The sequence below is a fragment of the Selenomonas sp. oral taxon 137 str. F0430 genome, assembly GCF_000183625.1.
Lineage (GTDB): Bacteria > Bacillota > Negativicutes > Selenomonadales > Selenomonadaceae > Centipeda > Centipeda artemidis.
This window is the reverse complement of the sequence record NZ_AENV01000008.1, coordinates 11,912-32,037: the sequence shown is the minus strand read 5'-3', so window position 1 is coordinate 32,037 and position 20,126 is coordinate 11,912. Positions and strand designations below refer to the sequence as shown.

Below are 20,126 nucleotides of genomic sequence, written 5' to 3'. Positions count from 1 at the left end.
AAAAAAGTTGACGGCATTAAAGATACTGTTTGCGTCGTTGTATGAAGGACAAGGATCGAAGCGCGGTATCCTTGAAAAATCCGGTCTCGTGTGCTAGAATGACGTGATTACGGTACGGGAGGGATTTTTTTGTATGATAAAGTAGATACAAATTTGGATTTTGCCGCGCGCGAGAAAGCCGTTGTGGATTTTTGGCGCGAAAATCATATTGCACAGCAGGCGGTGGATCAGCGCGAGGGTGCGGAGACGTTCACGTTTTACGACGGCCCGCCGACGGCGAACGGCCGCCCGCACATCGGGCATGTGCTGACGCGCGTAATCAAGGACATGCTGCCGCGCTATCAGTCGATGAAGGGCAAGAAGGTTCTGCGCAAGGCAGGCTGGGACACGCACGGGCTGCCCGTGGAGCTCGAGGTCGAGAAGGCGATCGGCATCAACGGCAAGGAACAGATCGAAGAATACGGCATCGAGCCGTTCGTCAAGAAATGCCGCGAATCTGTCTGGACGTATAAGGCGATGTGGGAGGAGTTCTCCGACGTCGTCGGTTTTTGGGCGGATATGGAGCACCCCTACATCACCTACGAGAACAATTACATCGAGTCCGTGTGGTGGGCGCTCAGCGAAATCTATAAAAAAGGACTTCTTTATCAGGGACACAAGATCGTTCCGTACTGCCCGCGCTGCGGCACGCCGCTCTCCTCGCACGAGGTGGCACAGGGGTACAAAGATGTCACGGAGCGTTCGGCAATCGTCAAGTTCAAGGCTGCCGATGAGGATGCGTATTTCCTCGCATGGACGACGACACCGTGGACGCTGCCGTCGAATCTCGGGCTCTGCGTGAACCCCGAGGTGACCTATGTGAAGGTGCGTGTCTACGGCAAGGTCTACTACCTCGCCGAGGCGCTGATGGACAGCGTATTTGAAGGCTCGTGGGGCGACCGTGAGATCCTCGCGACGATGAAGGGCAAGGAGCTCGAGTACCGCAAGTACGTGCCGCTCTACGATTTTGTCTCCGCGGATGTACGCGATAAGGCATTCTTCGTCATTTGCGACGACTATGTGACGACCGAAGACGGCACGGGCATCGTCCATACGGCACCGGCATTCGGTGAGGACGATAACCGCGTGTGCAGCAAATACGGGATGCCGTTCGTGCAGTTCGTCAACGACAAGGGCGAGATGACGGCGGAGACAAAATGGGCGGGCGTCTTTGTGAAGGACGCCGATCCGCTGATCCTTGCCGATCTGGAGGAGAGCGGCAAGCTCTTTAAGGCGCCCGAGTTCACGCACAACTATCCGCATTGCTGGCGCTGTGACACGCCGCTGCTCTATTACGCGCGCGCTTCGTGGTTCATCAAGATGACGGCGGTGCGCGATGCACTCGTGAAGAACAACAACACGGTCAACTGGATTCCGAAATCCATCGGCGAGGGGCGCTTCGGCAACTGGATCGAGCATGTGCAGGACTGGGGCATCAGCCGCAACCGCTACTGGGGCACGCCGCTGAACATTTGGAAATGCGACTGCGGATGCGAGCGCTCGGTCGGATCGATCGCGGAACTCCGGAAACTTCAGCCGAACTGCCCGGAGGACATCGAGCTGCACCGTCCGTACATCGACGAGATCACCTTCCCGTGCGAAAAATGCGGCGCTGCGATGCACCGCGTCCCCGAGGTCATCGACTGTTGGTTCGATTCCGGGGCGATGCCCTTTGCACAGTGGCACTACCCGTTCGAGAACAAAGAAATCTTCGAGAAATACTTCCCCGCGGACTTCATCTCCGAGGCAGTCGATCAGACGCGCGGGTGGTTCTACTCGCTGATCGCGATCGGGACGCTGCTCTTTGACGAGAGTCCGTATCGGAACGTCATCGTGCTCGGGCATGTGCAGGATGAGAACGGACAGAAGATGTCGAAGTCCAAGGGCAACGCGGTAGAACCGATGGACGCGCTGCGACGTCACGGCGCGGATGCGATCCGCTGGTATTTCTACGAGAACAGTGCGCCGTGGCTGCCGAATCGGTTCTCCCACGAGGCGGTGCAGGAGGGCGCGCGCAAGTTCATGGGGACGCTGTGGAACACCTACGCGTTCTATGTGCTCTATGCGAACATCGACGAATTTGACCCGACACAGCATACGATCTCCTACGAAAAGCTCTGCGTGATGGATCGTTGGCTGCTCTCGCGCCTGAACACGATGGTGCGCGCGGTGGACGAATACCTCGGGAGCTATCGTGTGACCGAGGCGGCAAAGGCGCTCCAGTCCTTTGTCGAAGAGCTGTCGAACTGGTATGTCCGCCGCAGCCGCAGCCGCTTCTGGGCGAAGGGCATGGAGCAGGACAAGATCGACGCGTATATGACGCTCTACACGGCGCTCGTGACGACGGTGAAGGCGGCGGCGCCGATGATCCCGTTCCTCACGGAGAGCATCTACCGCAATCTCGTCTGCTCCGTGGACAAGACAGCGCCGATCTCCGTGCATCTGACGGATTTCCCACAGGTGAACGAGTCGTACATCGACACGGAGCTCGAGGACAATATGGAGATCGTGCTCGAGGTCGTCACACTCGGACGTGCGGCGCGCAATGCGGCGAACATCAAGAACCGTCAGCCCGTCGGCAATATGTTCGTTAAGGCGGAACACCGCCTGCCGGAGTTCTTCGTCGAGATCATCGAGGATGAGCTGAACGTAAAGGCGGTGACATTCCGCGACGATATGTCGGACTTCCTCGCGTACCATGTAAAGCCGAATTTCCACGTCCTAGGACCCAAGGTCGGCAAGCAGATGGGCGCGGTCAAGAAAGCGCTCGAGGAGAGTGACGGTGCGGCGGTCAAGGAAGCTCTCGCGGGCGGCGGCTCCTATACGCTCACGCTCGCGGACGGCGATGTGACGGTGACGAGCGAGGACGTCGAGGTGACGGTCGCACAGCAGGAGGGCTACAACTGCCAGAGCTATGGCGGCGTCACCGTCGCGCTCGAGACGACGCTCACGCCCGCGCTCATCGAAGAGGGCTTTGTGCGCGAGATCATCAGCAAGGTGCAGACGATGCGCAAGGAGTGTGGGCTCGAGGTGACGGATCATATCAATCTCGATCTTTCGGGCAATGCGAATCTCGAAGAGACCGCACGGAAGAACGAGGCGTTTATCCGCGAGATTACACTCGCAGATTCCGTTTCCTACGATGCGCCCGCGGGCACGAGCAAAGAGTGGAACATCAACCGAGAGAAATTGACGCTTTCCATCAAATAAGGAAAAAGACATTGGGAAAGTCGCCTGAATGAAGGACATCACTTCATTCAGGCGGCTTTTTCATATTGACATTATACGGTCATATCGTATAATGATAAAAAAGTCTATGAAGAGGAGGATGAACGCGATGGTTTGTTTTCATTACTTTGGGCACGCGGCGTTTCTGTTGGATGACGGCACGCATAGGATCCTTGTTGACCCATTCTTGACCGGGAACCCGACGGCGAGCGTTTCGGCGAACGACGTGGACTGCGATTATATCCTGCTCACTCACGCGCACGGGGATCATCTCGGCGATGCGCCGTCGATCGCGGCGCGCACGGGCGCGGCGATCGTTGCGATCCCGGAGGTCATTGACGTCTGTCAGGCGCAGGCACTCGCCGAGCTGAAATCGTTCCCAATGAATCTTGGAGGCTCGATCACACTGCCGTTCGGCAAGGTGCGCATGACGGTCGCGCATCACAGCGCGGGTGTGCCCGGCGGCGTTGCGTGCGGCTTTGTTATCTACATCGGGGATAAGGTCGTTTACTACGCCGGCGATACGGCGCTGTTCAGCGACATGCAGCTCATCGGGCGCAAGGATACGATCGACTATGCGGTGCTGCCCATCGGCGACAACTATACGATGGGACTCGAGGACGCGGCACAGGCGGCGCAGTGGGTCAACGCGAGCCATGTGATCCCCATTCACTATAATACATGGCCGGTCATCGAGCAAGAAGTCCACCGCTACAAGGAGGTCACGGAGGCGATGACGCGCGCAGCAGTCTGCATCGTTGCCCCGGGCGAAACACTCGAGCTTTGAGCGCGGGAAAAAAGTCACCGCTCCTCGTTCTTCTAGGGCCTACGGCGGTGGGCAAGACGGAGCTCTCACTACATCTGGCAGAGCACCTCCGGACGGACATCATCTCGGGCGATTCGATGCTGCTCTACCGCGGCTTTGACATCGGCAGCGCAAAGCCGACGGCGGAGGAGCGCGCCTCTGTGGTGCATCATCTCGTCGATATACTGGAGGCGGAGGAATCGTTCAGTGTGACGGATTTCGTCGCGCATGCCCGGCGACTGATTCCCCTGCATGAGGCAGCAGGGAAAATACCCTTCATCGTTGGTGGGACAGGACTTTATATCAAGGCGCTGATCGAGGGCTACGATTTCAACGCGACGCCGGGGAGTCAGCGGTTTCGTGCACGAATGCATCGTCTCGCTGCGTGCAGGGGGAATGTGTTCGTCCACGCGCTGCTCGCGCGGCGCGACCCGGAGACTGCCGCGCGTCTGCATCCAAACAATGTGCGGCGCGTGATCCGTGCGCTCGAGACATTTTATTGCGGTGGTGAGCGCATCTCGCAGGACAGCGCGCACCGCAAAGGCGAAACGGTTTACGATGCCTTTGTTATTGGACTCGTACGGGAACGTGCACATCTTTATGAGCGTATCAACGCACGCGTCGACGCGATGTTCGCGGCGGGACTCGTCGACGAGGTGCGGCGGCTCCTTGCAAGCGGTGTGGGGCGAGATGCCCCCGCGATGAAGGGCATCGGCTACAAGGAGACGGCGGCGTATCTCGCGGGCGAGATGCGTCTGGAAGAGACGATTGAACAGATCAAGACGGCAACGCGGCACTTTGCAAAGCGCCAAATGACATGGTACCGCAAAATGCCTTATATCCGCCGATATGATGCGGATGCGCATACGGCGGCGGAACTCACGTGTCAGATTCTCGCCGATATAGAGACATGGCGGGAGAGCAAAGAAAGGGGATTTTTAGCATGACGGCAAAAATCATCAATTTACAGGACGGCTTCCTCAATCAAGTGCGAAAGGACAGCGTCCCCGTTATCATCCATTTGGTCAACGGTTTTCAGATCAAGGGCGTAGTCAAGGGGTTTGACAACTTCATCGTCATGGTTGACAGCATGGGGAAACAGCAGATGATTTATAAACATGCAATCTCCACCATCACGCCGTCCGCAACTGTCAAGGTGCCGATCGAGTAGCCGAAAGAAGAAAGCACGATGCTGCCGCACCGAATGAGGCGATTCGGCGCGGCGGTTTTTCTTTAGAGAGGAAGCACAATGAGAACGCGAGGTTTTGAGGTTGTTACGCTCTATGAGCGCAGCGGCGTTCATCTTCCGGAGCGCAAGACGGGCGCGAGCACGGGCTATGACTTTGCCGCAGCGGAATCGGTCGAGATTGCGCCGGGCGAGGGGAAGCTCGTGCCGACAGGGGTGAAGGCGTATATGCAGGAAAATGAGGTGCTGCTGGTCTATATCCGTTCGAGTGCGGCGTTTAAGAAGCACCTCATGCTGTTGAACGGCGTCGGCGTGATTGATGCGGATTACTATGGGAATGCGGAGAACGAAGGTCATATCCTCATTCCAATCTTTAACTACGGTGCGGAGGCGGTGCATATCGCGGCGGGTGAGCGCATCGCGCAGGGGATCTTTACAACCTATCTGACCGTAGACGGAGATCGCGCGGGAAGCGGCACTGCGCGGACGGGCGGTTTTGGCTCGACGGGGGCATAGAGTTTTGACAGGCGGCATCATCTCATTTATAATAGAAAAAATAAAATTACATAAATCGGTGGGGGGTGAACCGTGCGGTGAGCACCCCGGGAGTGTTATATGAAGCTATCGACAAAGGGGCGGTACAGCGTTACGGCGCTCTATGAACTTGCCCTGCATTATGGGGAGGGCGTTGTACCGATTAAGACAATTGCAAAATCGCAGGGGATATCGGAGAACTATCTCGAACAGCTTATGCTGCCGCTGCGGCGTGCAGGACTTGTAGAGAGCGTACGCGGCGCGCAGGGCGGCTATACGCTCTCCCGTCCGCCCGCAGAGGTGACCATTGGAGAGATCATCACGGCGGTGGAGGGACCTATCGCGCTCGTTGACTGCCTGCTCACCGATGTGGATGCAGGAGATCAGAGCTGCGTTCATGCGGGCGCATGTGCGACGCGCCAAATTTGGGAAGAAGTGTGCGCCGCAATTAATTCCGTGCTGAATAATATTTCTCTTGCGCATCTCCTGCGCGGCGATCACGCGCATGTGGGGTGCAATCAATGAGTGAGCGGTTCGTCTATCTTGACCATGCGGCAACGACGCCAATCGACACGCGCGTCTATGAGGCGATGCAGCCCTATCTGACGGGCATCTATGGAAATCCGTCGAGCCTGCATACGTTCGGTCAGGTTGCGCGGCGTGGTATCGATCGTGCACGGGAAAAGACAGCGGCGCTCATTGGGGCTCTGCCCGAAGAGATTTTCTTCACGAGCGGCGGCACGGAGAGCGACAACTGGGCGATTCGGGGGCTCGCGGAGGCGGGGCGCACTGCGGGGAAGGGGGCGCACATCGTTACCTCGTCCATTGAACATCACGCTGTGCTCGAGAGTTGCCGTGCGATGGAGCACCGCGGGTTTTCCGTTACCTATCTGCCGGTAGACGCGGCGGGGCGCATCGATCCTGCGGATGTCGCGGCGGCGCTCCGGCAGGATACGGTACTCGTTTCGATCATGACGGCGAATAACGAGGTTGGGAGCATTCAGCCACTTGCAGAGATCGGGACGCTGCTCCGTGCACGCGGTATTCCATTCCATACGGATGCAGTGCAGGCGGTCGGGCATATCCCTCTCGATGTGAATGTGCTCGGCGTTGATGCACTCTCTCTCTCTGCGCATAAATTTTATGGCGCAAAGGGGGTCGGCGCACTGTATGTGCGGCGCGGCACGGCCATCGCGCCGCTTTTCTACGGCGGCGCCCAGGAGCGCGATATGCGCGCGGGGACAGAGAACCTGGCGGGGATTGTCGCCTGCGGCAAAGCTGCGGAGATTGCATGTGCCGAGCAGACCGCGGAGGAGGAACGTCTTCGTTCCTATACTGAGCTCCTGCGCGAACGCATCGGAAGGATTCGGTCCATCTCGTTTCATGGAGATCGGGACAATCGGCTTGCCGGCGTCCTGAACTTCGGCATTGCGGGGATCGCACAGGACACGTTGCTCATTCGTCTTGATCTTGCAGGATTTGCCGTCTCGGCGGGGAGCGCGTGCAGCGCGGGTGCAGCGCAGGTATCGCATGTGCTGCGCGCAATGGGGTGTTCGGAGGATGTGGCACGCACCTGTATCCGCGTGAGCCTTGGACGCCACACTACGCGCGAGGATGTCCTTAGTTTTGCAGAGACACTTGCGGCGATTGCAGAAGAACTGCAGTGAAATATTTGTCTTTATAGGGTACTTCATGTATAATTAGTATCAACGACACGATAAACAGAGAGCAACACTGTTCCGGGAGGAGATCTCATGGTTGGCGACGTCCTGCGAAAAGAGCGCGAGAAACAAGGGATGACGATTGCGGACATCGAAAAGGGAACGAGTATCCGTGCGCTATACATCGAGTGTATCGAGCGGGGCAATATTGAAGGATTGCCCGGAATGGTCTATGCCAAGGGGTTTGTCCGCAACTATGCGAGTTTTCTGCGGCTCGATGCGGAGAAACTTATGCAGCAGTTTGCGGAGGAGCAGGGAACACCGATCGCACCGCCCCCACCCGCAGAGGAAAAGCCGCACCGCGTTACGCTCAGCAGCGTAGGCGACGAATCGCTTTCCAAAATATCGATCGGCGGCAACGGTTCGTCGTCCTATGCGGGGATCTTTGGGAAACTCGCTGTGGGAATCATCGTCCTCGTCGCCCTCGTTGGCGGAGGGGCGGCACTCGTCTCCTATATCAATACACCGGCGCGTGAGACGGCGCAGGTACCGTCCGAAAAAACTACTGTCGCCGCACCTGCGGCAGAGGCGGACGCGGCGGATGAGGCGCGCAGTGCCGCCGCACAGGATGTTCGTGTCAGCATACACCTCAGCGAGCGCTGCTGGACAGAGGTGCAGGTGGACGGAGAAACCGTCTATGAAGGGCTCCTCGAAGAAGGAGTGACTGAGAACTGGCAGGGCAAGGACAGTATTGTCGTGCGTGCGGGGAATGCGGGAGCAGTCGAGGTAACGGCGAACGGAAAGAAGCTTGGCAAGTTCGGCGCGGTCGGCGAGGTTGTCGAACGCCGCTTCACAAAGACGACGAAGGATCTGAAAGATACCGTAAGTATGCCCGCACCGCGTCCGTCCGCCGAGGCGGAGAAAACTCCGCAGCCCGTACGTTCGCCGAAGGACGCATCCAAGGACACAAAGAATATGCGGTAATATCGTGCATGAGGAAAGGTGGATCCGATGAAATGTCCTTTTTGCAAGCAGCCGGACAGCAGGGTCGTTGACTCCCGCGCCGCCGATGACGGGACGACGATTCGCCGCCGTCGCGAATGCCCTGAATGCGGGCGGCGATTTACCACCTACGAGGCGGTCGAGAAAATGCCGCTCATGGTGGTAAAGCGAGATAATCGCCGCGAGCCGTTCAGCCGCGACAAGCTGATGACGGGCATCATTCGTTCCTGTGATAAGCGGGACATCTCGATGGAGCAGATTACGAATTTTGTTGCCGAGATCGAACGTGACATCCGCAATCGTACGGAGCCGGAAGTTCCGTCCGAGAAGCTCGGCGAGATTGTGATGGAGCGGCTGAAGGATTTTGACGAGGTGGCATATATCCGCTTTGCCTCCGTCTATCGTAAATTTGACGATATTACGAATTTCATTGAGGAACTTGAGACACTGCGCGCGCACAAGGGGAAGGAGAAAGAGTAACGACGTGAAAGGAAGAGGCAGGGCGTGGATCAGCGATTGAAAAACGGCATTATCGCACGGCTCGCGCAGGAGCACGGGTATGTGAGAAGGCCGCCGGGCGGACGCACGCGCTTTGCTCTTGTCTATCCGAACACCTATTTTGTCGGCATGTCGAACCTCGGGCTGCATATCATCTATGATCTCCTCAATCGCCGCGGCGACACCGCGTGCGAGCGCGTCTTCCTGCCTGACCGCACGGAACTCCCGCGTTACGAGCGCACGCAGACGCCGATGATGAGCGTGGAGACGCAGACACCGCTTTCCTGCTTCGCCGTCATCGGCTTTGCCGTTTCCTTTGAGCCGGACTATTTTCACGTTGTCAAAATGCTTTCGCTCAGCCGTGTCCAAATACGTGCGGCGGAACGCGGCGACCGCGATCCTCTCGTTATTGCGGGCGGCCCCTGTGCGACATTCAACCCCGAGCCCCTTGCCGCCGTGGTCGACGCCTTCATCATCGGCGAGGGGGAGGAGACCGTCGGTGCTCTGATGGACGCCTATCATGAGGGGATGTGCGCGAGAGAGGATCGGGCGGCACTGTTGCTGCGGCTCGCACACGTTCCCGGTGTGTATGTGCCCGCGCTCTATACACCGTCCTTTGCACCTGGCGGGCGGATGACGGCACTTCTTCCCGCGGACGGCGTGCCGCCGCGTATCCGGCGGCAGTGGGTACGCGACCTCGACGCTTATCCGGCGCATACGATCATCGTCACCGACGATACGGAGTTCAATTTTTACCTCATTGAAACAGCCCGCGGCTGCGGGCGGCATTGCCGTTTTTGCATGGCGGGGTATTGTTTCCGCCGTCCGCGCAGCCGATCGCTCCCCGTGATCGAGGCGCAGGTGCGGGACGCCCTTTCCTATGGGAAAAAAATCGGTCTCATGGGCGCGGCGATTTCGGACTACCCGGAGATCGACGCGCTCTGCCGTTCCATCCTCGGGACGGGGCTGTCGATGTCTGTCGCCTCATTCCGTGCGGATTCGGTGACGCGTGAGCTCGTGGAATCCCTTGCTGCGAGTGGTCTGCGGACGCTCACGCTGGCTCCTGAGGCGGGCAGTGCGCGGATGCGCGCGGTCATCAACAAGGGGATCGAGGAACATCACCTCTTTACGGCGATCGATCTCGGTGCAGCGGCGCACATCCCGAATTTCAAGCTCTACATCATGGTCGGGCTTCCCTTTGAAGAGGATGCCGACATTGAGGCAATCATCGACCTCGCCGTGCGCCTGCGCGACTATATGGACGAGAAGGGCTGTAGGGGGACGCTGACGCTCAGTGTGAACCCCTTCGTGCCGAAGCCGTTCACGCCGTTCCAGTGGATGCCGATGGCGGATAAGAAGCGTCTCGACGCCGTTATGAAGCGGATCGTCACGGCGCTGCGCCGCCGCCCCCGCATCATCGTGCATTTCGAGTCGCCCAAGGAAGCGCTCGTACAGGCGATCCTTGCGCGCGGAGACCGCCGGCTCTCGGAGCCGCTGATCCGTGCCGCCGAGGGGCGCGGCGCAAAGGATCTCGTGCCGGAGATGAAAGCGGAGGGGCTTTCGCCGGACTTTTATCTGAATCCTGCATGGGCGGAGGACGACATCCTCCCGTGGGAACATCTCGATATGGGGTTTACGAAACATTATCTCAGACAGGAATATGTGCGGGCGCAGACGCTGAAATCGACGCCCTGTTGTACCGACGGGTGTACGCGGTGCGGTGTCTGCACGGGTGCGGAAAGGAAAATATCATGAGTTTTGTATTGCAGCGGATCGGCGATAATTTATGGAACGGGCGGCTGGACATCTTTCCCGAGGACAAAGTGGTACACGGCTTTTCGGCACGGCAGGGCGGGGTGAGCGCGGCGCCGTATGATACTCTGAACATGGCACTGCATGTCGGTGACGATCCTGCGGCCGTGTGGGAGAACCGCGTGCGCTATATGCGGGCGATGGGACTTGATGCGGAGCGCATCTGCTCGGTGCGGCAGGTGCATGGAACGGAGATTGTGCGCGTCATGCGCCGTGATGCGGGGCGCGGGGCGCATGACTATGCGGACGCGATGGCAGACGCCGACGCGCTTATCACGAATGACTGCGGCGTGCCGCTCATGCTTTGCTTTGCCGACTGTGTGCCCGTTCTGCTCTATGATCCTGTGCGGCATGCGGGTGCGGTGATCCACGCGGGGCGTGACGGCACACTGCATCATATTGCGGCAAAGACCGCTCATCGCATGACTGAGGAGTTCGGGACGAAGCCCCGGGATCTCCTCGCAGGAATTGGACCCTCGATCAGCGCCGCGTGCTATCCTGTCGGTGCGGCGGAGGCAGCAGAGTTTCGCGCATCGATGCCCGGTCATGAAGCGGAAATCCTCGCGGAGAAAGACGGCGAGATACACCTCGACCTGTGGGCGGCAAACCGGATCCAGCTTATCGGGGCGGGCATTCCGGAGGAACAGATCGACTGTGCCAATATATGTACGGCGTGTGAAGGAACTTGGTATTATTCCTACCGTGCTTCGGGCGGGACAACGGGAAGACTGGCGGCGGTGATGGAGCTGAAATGAGCGACGATATCATGATATGCGAGCGCCTGCGAGCCGTTCGCGCGGAGATCGCACAGGCGCGGGCACGGCGTACCCATGTGCCTGTCGAGGCTCCCGTAGAGCTGATTGCCGTCACGAAGAATCACCCTGTGGAAGCGATGCGTACCGCGATCGACAGTGGTGTGATGAACATCGGGGAGAATCGCATCCAAGAAGCGCTTGATAAGGCGGAGACACTTGAGCGTGAAGCGAAATGGCACCTCATCGGACATTTACAGACCAATAAGGCAAAACACGCCGTGCGACAGTTTGATCTCATTCATTCGGTTGATTCCGAGCATCTCGCCGCAGAAATCGATAAGGCGGCGGAAAAATTCGGCAAGGTGCAGAACATTCTCGTACAGGTCAATCTTGCACGCGAGGCGTCGAAGTCCGGCGTCTACCGTGAGGATTTAGATCCGCTGCTTCGGGCAGTCTCAGGGCTTCCTCATCTGCGCTTGCAGGGATTTATGTGCATTGCGCCGAATTATGACAATGAGGAGAAGTGCCGTCCTCTGTTCAGGGAGATGTACGAACTGTTTCAAGAAGCAAAGGAAAAGGAACCCCCCAAGGCGGATATTCGCTACCTCTCGATGGGCATGACGCACGATTACACCGTTGCGGTCGAAGAGGGCGCAAATCTTGTGCGCGTCGGCACAGCGATCTTTGGCGCACGCCAATACAATACTTAGGAGTGTGACACAGCAGTGAGCATTATCAAGAAAATATCAAAAACCATAGGTATTACCGCCGAAGACGAGGCGGAGGAAACCGAGGGACAGGAAAAAGAGACGGAGAGGAAATCCTCCGGCGTGACGGACATCGGATCGCGTACGCGGCGTCCGGAGACCGGTGCCAATCTTTCGGGCTTTCCCGATTTTTCATCATCGACGGGCGGTACGTCATCCGCCGCATCGATTGATAATGTGGTTGCGGCGTACCGTATGAACGTTGTCGTCATTGAGCCGCAGACGTTTGACGATGCACAGCAGGTAGCGGCGAATCTGCAAAAGAAAAAACCTGTTGTGCTGAACTTCGAAAAGACGGAGAAGAGCGTTGCAAACCGCATCATCGATTTTATCAGCGGGACAACCTATGCACTCAACGGCGATATTAAGAAAATCAGCAACAATGTCATCCTCTGTGCGCCGAGCAACGTCAATGTCAGCTACTCTGAGGAAGAGCACCGGCTGACCGACGATATGTCGTGGCTGAATCGGTAAATATCATGTGTGACAATCTGCGCATTGGAATCATCGGCGGCGGGGCGATGGCGGAGGCAATCATCGCGGGAGTGACATCCTCCGGTGCGGTCGCCGCACCGCATATATTCGTTTCGGAGCATAAGGCGGTGCGCTGCGACATGCTTGGGCACACCTACGGCGTTCATGCAGAAGTCGGGGCAGAACATTTTCTGCCCCGTATTGATATGCTTATTCTCGCAGTGAAACCTGCGGCGGCAGCCGCTGCTGTGCGAGAGACTGCAGAGCATCTGCGCGTTGGGGCATGTGTGCTCTCCATTGTTGCAGGTCTGAAAATCGCTGTGCTTGAGGAAGCATACCCGGGACATCCAGTTGTGCGTGCGATGCCGAATACGCCGCTCGCAGCGGGTGCGGGGATGTCGGCATATGCGTGCGGATCTCTCGCAGGAGATCGTGCGCGCGAGCTTACCGCGCTGATCCTTGGTGCTGCGGGGCGGACAACGGAGGTGCATGAGGCGGATATGGATGCCGTGACCGGACTCTCCGGCAGCGGTCCCGCCTATGCGCTCCTCATGATGGAGGCTCTGATCGAGGGCGGGGTCGCCGCAGGGCTGCGCCGTGATACGGCGACGCTGCTGACGGCACAGACCGTTCTCGGGGCAGCGGAGATGGTTCTGCGCGGAAAAATGTCACCTGCCGACCTGCGCGCAGCGGTGACGAGTCCCGCGGGAACAACTGCGGCGGGGCTTCGGGAATTGGAGCGTGGGAGTGTGCGCGCTGCATTCATGGAAGCTGTTCTTGCCGCAGCGCAGCGTGCAAGAGAATTGGGGAGGAATTAATGGCTTCGGAACAGAGGGAACGCATTCTGCGCTTTTATCGCGGGGGTGAGGGGGAAGAAACGGCAATGCGCCTGCTTGACCTTGCGGAAAACGTGATGAAAACGCAAAAATTTCGCATCACTCCCTTTCTCGATCCCTACGGGCAGGAGATCGCAGAGACCGTTCGCGCGAGCTATGACGGACTGCAGCTCGATTTTGACGGCGGATACGCGGGAGCGGAGCGGCAGCGCGCGATGCTCCTGCACGAGGATTTTGCAGGGACACCGGGCGGTTATGAGATCGTCTGCGTCACTGCGGCGTGGAACGGGCAGTTCGCGCATTTAACGCATCGTGATGTGCTCGGCGCGCTGATGGGACTCGGCATCGACCGCGGCGGCGTGGGAGATATTCTTCTCGCCGGGGATACGGCGAAGATCCTCTGTGATACGAAAATGGTGCAGTTTATCATGGAAGAGCTCACGATGATCGGCGCCGTGCGCGTCACGACCGCCCTCGGCGACCTCGCGGATATCGCACCGCGCGAAGAGCGGACGAAGGAGATCCGCGCGACTGTCGCGTCCCTGCGTCTCGACGCCATCGCTGCGGCGGGCTTTGGCATCTCGCGCAGCCGTGCGGCGGATGACATCGCGGCGGATAAGGTGAAACTCAACTGGCAGAGCGCAGGCAGCGCCTCGAAGAACATCAAACAGGGCGATGTGCTCTCCATGCGCGGACGCGGCAGACTAGAGGTCACGGAGGTGCGCGGGCAGACCAAGAAGGGACGCATCTCCGTCGTTCTGCATCGTTATTTCTAAGGGAAGGGCAGGGACGCATCGTGCTGACACCGAAGGACATTCAGGCGAAAGAATTTGGGAAGAGCTTCCGCGGCTTTGATGAGGCGGAGGTCAACGACTTCCTCAATGAGATCATCAAGGACTATACGGCGCTGCTCGAGGATAACGAAACGCTCCGGGCGGAGCTTGCGCGCGCGCAGAAGAGCAACGAAGAGTTTCACCGCATCGAACAGGGGATGCGCGATACGCTTATGGTGGCGCAAAAGACGGCGGAGGAAGTGACTGCGAACGCGAAGGAAACTGCAGATCAAATCCTTGAGAGTGCCGCGAAGAAAGCGCAGAACCTCTGTCGGGAGGCGGAAATCCGTTCCAAGGCACAGCTTGAGGAAGCCGCCGATAAGGTACGAGGCATCGTCGGCGAATACGAACGTCTTGTGCAGGAAAAGCATGCCTTTCTGCGTCGTATGAAGAGCAGCGTGCAGGAAGAATTGAAGCGGATTGACGAGGAGATTGCCGGCATGCCGGATATGACGGATTCCACAGGAACGCCGCAGCCTGTGGAAGCTCCCTCCAAAGAATAGGAAGGAAAACAAAACGAATGAGCGGACGATCGAAAGCCGCATTTCTTTTTTTATCATTATGCTTGCCGACCAACTTGTAAAATTCTATGTGGAGACAGCGATGCTGCCGGGAGAAAGCATCCCCGTTGCGGCGGGAATCTTTCACATTACCTACGTGCTGAACCCGGGGGCGGCGTTCGGCATATTCGCACACAGCCGATCGCTCTTTCTTGGTGTCGCGGCGGCATTTTTCATCGTGTTCTTGGGGTTCTACCCGCGGCTGCGGCGCAGTGGTACGCTCATTCACTATGGGAGTGTTGCTCTCGCGGCGGGGGCGGTGAGCAATATGATCGACCGTGTGCGTACGGGGCATGTCGTGGATTTCTTTGACTTCCGTGTGTGGCCTGTGTTCAACATTGCCGACATCGCCATTGTGATCGGTACCGCTGCCGTGCTGTGGGCATTATTTGTGCAGAATAAGGAGCTGCCGCGATGAACCGATATATTGCGGACTGCGCGGGAGAACGTCTGGATGTCTTTCTTGCGCGCCAAATAGAGAATTGCTCGCGCAGCTATGTGCAGCGCCTCATCACGGACGGCAATGTCCGTGTGGATGGCGCGCCGGTCAAACCGAATTATAAGCTGCGCAGCGGGGAGGAAATCTGCTGCACCGTGCCGCCCGCCGAGGAGGTTGTGATCGCAGCGGAGGATATCCCGCTCGATGTTCTCTATGAGGACGAGGACATTATTGTAATCAATAAGGCGCGCGGGATGGTCGTTCATCCCGCCGCGGGCAATCTCACGGGGACGCTCGTCAACGCGCTTCTCTTCCGCTGCCGCGATCTCTCGGGCATCAACGGAGAGCTGCGCCCCGGCATCGTGCACCGGCTCGACAAGGATACCTCCGGCGTCATGGTTGCCGCGAAAAACGATATGGCACATCATTTTCTCGCGCAGCAGATACGGAGCAAAGACGCGCGGCGCGAATACCGCGCCCTCGTGCACGGAAACATCGCCGAACGCGCGGGCGTTATCACGGGCGATATCGGGCGGCACCCGACCGACCGCAAGCGCATGGCAATCGTCCGCAGCGGCGGTAAATCCGCGACCACGCATTTCGAAGTGCTCGAACGATTCGGTGACTATACGCTCGTCAGCTGCGTACTCGAGACGGGGCGGACGCATCAGATTCGCGTTCATATGACGAGCATCGGACATCCGCTCGTCGGCGATGCGAAGTACACGGCGATGAAAAATCCCTTTGGAATACATGGACAGGCGCTGCACTCACATATCCTCACCCTGGCGCATCCGCGCACGGGCGCGCAGATGCGGTTCACCGCGCCGCTTCCCGCCGATATGGAGGATATCCTGCACCGTCTGCGCGCAGGCAGATAAGGAGAGAAGCATGACCGCATTCAAAGAAAAAGCCGTTCTCATGGACGCTGACGGCATTCGTCGCGCCCTCCTGCGCATCTCTCATGAGATCGTCGAGAAGAACAAGGGGACGGAGCAGCTTGTGCTCGTCGGCATCCGCACGCGCGGCGTCTTTATCGCGGAGCGTATCGCGACTGAGATTGCACGCATCGAGGGCATCGCTCCCCCGCGCGGCGTACTTGACATCACGCTCTACCGCGATGACCTTAACGAGCTTTCCTATCAGCCGCTTGTGCGCCCGACGGAGATGCCGCAGGGCATCACGGGCAAGACGGTTGTGCTCGTCGACGATGTACTCTATACCGGGCGCACAATCCGCGCTGCGATGAATGCACTCCTCGACATCGGACGTCCGAAGAGCATTCAACTCGCCGTCCTCATCGACCGGGGGCACCGCGAGCTGCCCATCCGTGCCGACTATGTCGGAAAAAATGTGCCGACGGCGGCGCACGAGGATGTTTCCGTTCAATTATATGACACCGATGCGGAGGAAAAAGTCGTCATTCGCGAATGCATATGAAGAACATCCGCATCACGGCAGTTATATCATTCTGTATCGAGTGAAACAGCACGTCGGCGGGAGCGGCATCCGGCCGCCGAATACATTCTGGACAGGACATTTGCACCGAGGTTAATATCCTAGTGCAAGTGTCCTTTCTTTTTATCCCTTGACGGCAGTTTTACAATAGGGTTATAATCGAAATGGAAAGACGAATGAAATCTCATCGGCAACTTCCCAAGCAGACGGTATTGGGAGATACGGAGCAATCGTATGATTTTTTTGGCGACCCACAAAAGTCAATGCTGGATGATGAACAGTCTGCACCGGACGAACTTGAGGCAGGCGAAATCGAAGAGGCGGACGAGCCGGAAAGCGAGATGCCCGAAAACAGCATCTACGAAGGCTATACGGATGAGGAATTACTTGTCCATATCCGTACGCACGAGGGCAACGAGGCACTTGATTACCTCGTCAATAAGTACCGGAACTTCGTGCGCTCAAAAGCACGTTCCTACTTCCTCATCGGTGCAGATCGTGAGGATATCGTGCAGGAGGGCATGATCGGCTTCTTTAAGGCGATTCGTGATTTCCGCGAGGATAAGCTCTCTTCGTTCCGCGCATTCGCCGAGCTGTGCGTCACGCGGCAGATCATTACGGCGATCAAGACGGCGACGCGGCAAAAACACATCCCGCTGAACTCCTATGTCTCGCTCAATAAGCCCATCTATGACGAGGACTCCGACCGCACGCTGCTCGACGTCCTTTCGGGCGCGCGCATCAGCGACCCGGAGGAGCTGGTCATCAGCCGCGAGGAGTTCGTCGATATTGAGAAAAAGATGGAGGAGATTCTGAGCGACCTCGAATGGCGCGTCCTCATGAGCTATCTCGACGGCAAATCCTATCAGGAGATCGCCGTCGATCTCCATCGTCAGGTGAAGTCCATCGATAACGCGCTTCAGCGCGTCAAGAGAAAACTCGAGAAGTATATGGAGTCGCGCGGCGAGGAACTGGACATCGGCACCGTTTATCGCGGACTGACGACGATCAACCGTACGGTGGGAGTACCCTGAGGAGGTCTTGTTATGTGGAAGAAAGCTCTGTTCGGCGTATGCGCCGCCCTTTTATGTTCGTTGCTCCTCGCTGTGCCGCGTGCATATGCTGCAGATCAGACCACGGGTGCTGAGAAGCCGAAGCGCATTGAGCTCGTGCTCGTCATTGATAAGAGCGGCTCCATGGGCGGACTCGAGTCCGATACCATCGGCGGCTTTAACAGTATGGTCGAAAAACAACGTGCACTCCACATTCCCGTCCGTGTGACGGCAGTCCTCTTCAACGACGAGGTGCAGACACTCTATGATCGAAAGGCGATTTGGCGTGTTCCGCCGCTGACCGACCATGACTATGTGACAGGCGGGACAACGGCGCTGCTCGACGCCGTTGGCACGACGATCCGGCGCATGGAGCGGGCGGACGGCATCACTGCGCCGGGGACAAAGGTTGTCTTCGTCATCATCACCGACGGACTTGAGAATGCAAGCACAGAGTTCACCCGGGCAGCGGTCAAACGTATGATTTCAGATAAACAGGAAAAGGCCGGCTGGTCGTTCATCTATCTCGGCGCGAACATCGACGCCGCAGAGGAGGCGGGCGCCATCGGCGTCGATCGGGAGAATGCCGTGACGTACAGCAATACGCACACGGGTGTCCGTGCCAACTATGACGCCGTCAGCGCCTACGTCAAGGAAGCCGCCGAAGAATCCGGTGCAGAGCGAGGCGCATGGAAGCGTCACGTGGAGCAGGATACGGCGAAATAAGGGATACCTGATTGACAATAAGTAAAAAACGGTGTATTCTATCAAGCGTAGTTATGAATCCATAATTAAATATCAAGAGACAGGTGCGGCGCCTGCGGGCGCACGCTTAATAGGGAAGCCGGAAGAGCCGGCGCGGTCCCGCCGCCGTGAGGGGAGCGAATCTGCATAATGTCACTGAGAGATGCCAAGATCTCTTGGGAAGGCGCAGAGGAGCGATGAACCGAGCCGGAAGAACTGCCTGTCTGACAGTCACCGTGTGCTTTGGCACAGACCCGCGAGCGATGGGAAGGGGACTCTCACGGATTCTTTGTATGGAACCGGAGGGCTTTCTCGTTATGGCGGGGGAAGCCTTTTTATATTTCTGTTGGGAGGAATTATGATGAAGAGTTGGAAGAAAATGCTGGTCGCTTCGCTTGCATGCTCCGCGATGTTTGGGGTTGCTTATACCCCGGCTGAGGCGGCGTATGAGCTGAATCCGGAGGTCAAGACAGCGACGCCCGCACTGATGGAGGCTGCGCAGATCGGCGTTCTGAAGTATGAAAACCCGCAGATGATGAATTACACGAACAAGGATGCCATCGTTGTGGCGAGCTTTGGTACGACGTTCAAAGACACGCGGGAGAAGACCATCGAGGCAACGGTGGACGCTATTCGGGCGGCTCATCCGGGCGTAAAGGTCGTCACGGCATTCACCTCCCATATCATCATTGACCGCATCGCGAAGAACGAGGGCAAGAAGTATCCGACCCCCGAAGAGGCGCTCGCACAGCTCAAAGCAGACGGCTACTCCCGTGTGGCTCTTGTCTCGCTCGACGTCATTCCGGGCATGGAGTATTCTTATCTGACGGCCGTATTCCATAACTACAAGGAACAGTTCAAGAAGATGACCTGCGGTACGTCTCTTATGTACTGGCAGGGACAGGAAGACCAGTCTGATGACGTAACCGAAGCGATTAAGGCGCTCGCCACGCAGTTCCCTGACCGCGGCAAGCACGATGCACTGCTCATCATGGCACACGGAACGCCGCAGCCGTCGAATGCGTATTACTCCGTCATTCAGGCAAAGATTGATGAGATGCAGTATAATAACGTGTTTGTTTACACGGTAGAGGGCTGGCCCAGCCTTGAAACGGTTATTCCAAAGCTCAAGAAAGCCGGCATCAAGAACGTTACGCTCATGCCGATGATGATGGTTGCAGGCGATCATGCCAACAACGATATGGCGGGCGACGATAAGGATTCGCATAAGTCTGTTTTGGAAGCCGCAGGGTTTAAGGTATCCACCTATCTGCATGGTATTGGTGAGAACGCAGCGATCCGCGATCTCTATGTCCATCGTGCAAATGATGCGTGGGATGCGCTTGAAAAATAAGATAAGTATCTAAGTATATAGAGATAAAATCGGGCTGCTGCACAGTGCGTGCGGCGGCTCTTTTTTGCTGCGCTCTTCATTTTTCGCGC

At 57.7% G+C, this 20,126-nt stretch carries 21 protein-coding genes, 1 pseudogene and 1 riboswitch; all 22 genes and pseudogenes read left to right on the top strand.

From position 1 onward, the window contains the following. Positions 1-129: 129 nt before the first annotated feature. The 22 genes and pseudogenes from ileS (at position 130) to HMPREF9162_RS05385 (ending at position 20,037) form a co-directional block, all read left to right on the top strand. On the top strand, positions 130-3,249 hold the full coding sequence (gene ileS / locus HMPREF9162_RS05490; RefSeq protein ID WP_009438799.1) for an isoleucine--tRNA ligase: 3,120 nt from the start codon (positions 130-132) through the stop codon (positions 3,247-3,249). A gap of 127 nt (positions 3,250-3,376) precedes the next feature. Further along, on the top strand, positions 3,377-4,054 hold the full coding sequence (locus HMPREF9162_RS05485) for a metal-dependent hydrolase (protein WP_009438691.1): 678 nt from the start codon (positions 3,377-3,379) through the stop codon (positions 4,052-4,054). Next, the gene (gene miaA, locus HMPREF9162_RS05480) at positions 4,051-5,019 is read left to right on the top strand and encodes a tRNA (adenosine(37)-N6)-dimethylallyltransferase MiaA (protein WP_009438811.1); all 969 of its coding nucleotides are present in this window, start codon (positions 4,051-4,053) and stop codon (positions 5,017-5,019) included. The genes HMPREF9162_RS05485 and miaA overlap by 4 nt, the downstream gene beginning before the upstream one ends. Further along, entirely contained in the window at positions 5,016-5,243 is a 228-nt protein-coding gene (hfq, locus tag HMPREF9162_RS05475; RefSeq protein ID WP_009350513.1) for an RNA chaperone Hfq, read from the top strand. The genes miaA and hfq overlap by 4 nt, the downstream gene beginning before the upstream one ends. Before the next feature lie 78 nt (positions 5,244-5,321). Beyond that, on the top strand, positions 5,322-5,774 hold the full coding sequence (locus HMPREF9162_RS05470; protein ID WP_009438725.1) for a deoxyuridine 5'-triphosphate nucleotidohydrolase: 453 nt from the start codon (positions 5,322-5,324) through the stop codon (positions 5,772-5,774). A gap of 99 nt (positions 5,775-5,873) precedes the next feature. Then, positions 5,874-6,317 carry an Rrf2 family transcriptional regulator gene (locus tag HMPREF9162_RS05465; protein ID WP_009350515.1) on the top strand — a complete coding sequence of 148 codons (444 nt, stop codon included), beginning with the start codon at positions 5,874-5,876 and terminating at the stop codon, positions 6,315-6,317. Beyond that, positions 6,314-7,459, top strand: a complete 1,146-nt coding sequence (locus HMPREF9162_RS05460; protein ID WP_009438814.1) for a cysteine desulfurase family protein — start codon at positions 6,314-6,316, stop codon at positions 7,457-7,459. The genes HMPREF9162_RS05465 and HMPREF9162_RS05460 overlap by 4 nt, the downstream gene beginning before the upstream one ends. An 87-nt stretch (positions 7,460-7,546) precedes the next feature. Continuing rightward, on the top strand, positions 7,547-8,437 hold the full coding sequence (locus HMPREF9162_RS05455; RefSeq protein WP_009438738.1) for a helix-turn-helix domain-containing protein: 891 nt from the start codon (positions 7,547-7,549) through the stop codon (positions 8,435-8,437). Positions 8,438-8,464: 27 nt separating this feature from the next. After that, positions 8,465-8,935 (top strand): transcriptional regulator NrdR, encoded by a 471-nt coding sequence (nrdR, locus tag HMPREF9162_RS05450; protein WP_009350518.1) that lies wholly within the window; start codon positions 8,465-8,467, stop codon positions 8,933-8,935. Positions 8,936-8,959: 24 nt separating this feature from the next. Next, entirely contained in the window at positions 8,960-10,708 is a 1,749-nt protein-coding gene (locus HMPREF9162_RS05445) for a radical SAM protein (RefSeq protein ID WP_009438880.1), read from the top strand. Continuing rightward, positions 10,705-11,520, top strand: coding sequence for a peptidoglycan editing factor PgeF (gene pgeF, locus HMPREF9162_RS05440; protein ID WP_009350520.1), 816 nt, complete (start codon positions 10,705-10,707; stop codon positions 11,518-11,520). The genes HMPREF9162_RS05445 and pgeF overlap by 4 nt, the downstream gene beginning before the upstream one ends. Then, a complete protein-coding gene (locus HMPREF9162_RS05435; protein WP_009438695.1) occupies positions 11,517-12,230 on the top strand; it encodes a YggS family pyridoxal phosphate-dependent enzyme in 714 nt (237 codons plus the stop codon). The genes pgeF and HMPREF9162_RS05435 overlap by 4 nt, the downstream gene beginning before the upstream one ends. A gap of 15 nt (positions 12,231-12,245) precedes the next feature. Continuing rightward, complete coding sequence (locus tag HMPREF9162_RS05430; RefSeq protein ID WP_009350522.1) at positions 12,246-12,761, top strand: cell division protein SepF; 516 nt, start codon at positions 12,246-12,248, stop codon at positions 12,759-12,761. A gap of 5 nt (positions 12,762-12,766) precedes the next feature. Beyond that, positions 12,767-13,579 (top strand): pyrroline-5-carboxylate reductase, encoded by an 813-nt coding sequence (gene proC, locus HMPREF9162_RS05425; RefSeq protein WP_009438831.1) that lies wholly within the window; start codon positions 12,767-12,769, stop codon positions 13,577-13,579. Beyond that, complete coding sequence (locus HMPREF9162_RS05420) at positions 13,579-14,373, top strand: RNA-binding protein (RefSeq protein WP_009438745.1); 795 nt, start codon at positions 13,579-13,581, stop codon at positions 14,371-14,373. The genes proC and HMPREF9162_RS05420 overlap by 1 nt, the downstream gene beginning before the upstream one ends. A 20-nt stretch (positions 14,374-14,393) precedes the next feature. Further along, positions 14,394-14,933: a DivIVA domain-containing protein gene (locus HMPREF9162_RS05415; RefSeq protein WP_009438659.1), complete on the top strand. Its 540-nt coding sequence runs from the start codon at positions 14,394-14,396 to the stop codon at positions 14,931-14,933. A 17-nt stretch (positions 14,934-14,950) separates the two neighbouring features. Then, positions 14,951-15,408 (top strand): annotated as a pseudogene (gene lspA, locus HMPREF9162_RS05410) (signal peptidase II). Beyond that, positions 15,405-16,310: an RluA family pseudouridine synthase gene (locus HMPREF9162_RS05405; protein WP_009438847.1), complete on the top strand. Its 906-nt coding sequence runs from the start codon at positions 15,405-15,407 to the stop codon at positions 16,308-16,310. The pseudogene lspA and the gene HMPREF9162_RS05405 overlap by 4 nt, the downstream one beginning before the upstream one ends. A gap of 10 nt (positions 16,311-16,320) precedes the next feature. Then, positions 16,321-16,869, top strand: coding sequence for a bifunctional pyr operon transcriptional regulator/uracil phosphoribosyltransferase PyrR (pyrR, locus tag HMPREF9162_RS05400; RefSeq protein WP_009438727.1), 549 nt, complete (start codon positions 16,321-16,323; stop codon positions 16,867-16,869). Positions 16,870-17,150: 281 nt separating this feature from the next. Then, positions 17,151-17,921: an RNA polymerase sporulation sigma factor SigH gene (gene sigH, locus HMPREF9162_RS05395; RefSeq protein WP_037350365.1), complete on the top strand. Its 771-nt coding sequence runs from the start codon at positions 17,151-17,153 to the stop codon at positions 17,919-17,921. A 12-nt stretch (positions 17,922-17,933) separates the two neighbouring features. After that, a complete protein-coding gene (locus tag HMPREF9162_RS05390) occupies positions 17,934-18,665 on the top strand; it encodes a vWA domain-containing protein (RefSeq protein WP_009438919.1) in 732 nt (243 codons plus the stop codon). Between the two features lie 64 nt (positions 18,666-18,729). Beyond that, positions 18,730-18,922, top strand: a riboswitch (cobalamin riboswitch). 122 nt (positions 18,923-19,044) lie between these two features. Continuing rightward, positions 19,045-20,037, top strand: a complete 993-nt coding sequence (locus tag HMPREF9162_RS05385; protein WP_026761942.1) for a sirohydrochlorin cobaltochelatase — start codon at positions 19,045-19,047, stop codon at positions 20,035-20,037. Positions 20,038-20,126: the final 89 nt, after the last annotated feature.

What these genes read in the sequence shown, in the direction of transcription:
- hfq (WP_009350513.1), top strand. Translation starts at nt 5,016, where the DNA reads ATGACGGCAAAAATCATCAATTTACAGGACGGCTTCCTCAATCAAGTG.
- HMPREF9162_RS05390 (WP_009438919.1), top strand. Translation starts at nt 17,934, where the DNA reads ATGTGGAAGAAAGCTCTGTTCGGCGTATGCGCCGCCCTTTTATGTTCG.
- HMPREF9162_RS05470 (WP_009438725.1), top strand. Translation starts at nt 5,322, where the DNA reads ATGAGAACGCGAGGTTTTGAGGTTGTTACGCTCTATGAGCGCAGCGGC.
- pgeF (WP_009350520.1), top strand. Translation starts at nt 10,705, where the DNA reads ATGAGTTTTGTATTGCAGCGGATCGGCGATAATTTATGGAACGGGCGG.
- HMPREF9162_RS05465 (WP_009350515.1), top strand. Translation starts at nt 5,874, where the DNA reads ATGAAGCTATCGACAAAGGGGCGGTACAGCGTTACGGCGCTCTATGAA.
- HMPREF9162_RS05385 (WP_026761942.1), top strand. Translation starts at nt 19,045, where the DNA reads ATGAAGAGTTGGAAGAAAATGCTGGTCGCTTCGCTTGCATGCTCCGCG.
- HMPREF9162_RS05460 (WP_009438814.1), top strand. Translation starts at nt 6,314, where the DNA reads ATGAGTGAGCGGTTCGTCTATCTTGACCATGCGGCAACGACGCCAATC.
- nrdR (WP_009350518.1), top strand. Translation starts at nt 8,465, where the DNA reads ATGAAATGTCCTTTTTGCAAGCAGCCGGACAGCAGGGTCGTTGACTCC.
- proC (WP_009438831.1), top strand. Translation starts at nt 12,767, where the DNA reads ATGTGTGACAATCTGCGCATTGGAATCATCGGCGGCGGGGCGATGGCG.
- HMPREF9162_RS05455 (WP_009438738.1), top strand. Translation starts at nt 7,547, where the DNA reads ATGGTTGGCGACGTCCTGCGAAAAGAGCGCGAGAAACAAGGGATGACG.
- sigH (WP_037350365.1), top strand. Translation starts at nt 17,151, where the DNA reads ATGCTGGATGATGAACAGTCTGCACCGGACGAACTTGAGGCAGGCGAA.
- HMPREF9162_RS05435 (WP_009438695.1), top strand. Translation starts at nt 11,517, where the DNA reads ATGAGCGACGATATCATGATATGCGAGCGCCTGCGAGCCGTTCGCGCG.
- HMPREF9162_RS05420 (WP_009438745.1), top strand. Translation starts at nt 13,579, where the DNA reads ATGGCTTCGGAACAGAGGGAACGCATTCTGCGCTTTTATCGCGGGGGT.
- HMPREF9162_RS05485 (WP_009438691.1), top strand. Translation starts at nt 3,377, where the DNA reads ATGGTTTGTTTTCATTACTTTGGGCACGCGGCGTTTCTGTTGGATGAC.
- HMPREF9162_RS05405 (WP_009438847.1), top strand. Translation starts at nt 15,405, where the DNA reads ATGAACCGATATATTGCGGACTGCGCGGGAGAACGTCTGGATGTCTTT.
- pyrR (WP_009438727.1), top strand. Translation starts at nt 16,321, where the DNA reads ATGACCGCATTCAAAGAAAAAGCCGTTCTCATGGACGCTGACGGCATT.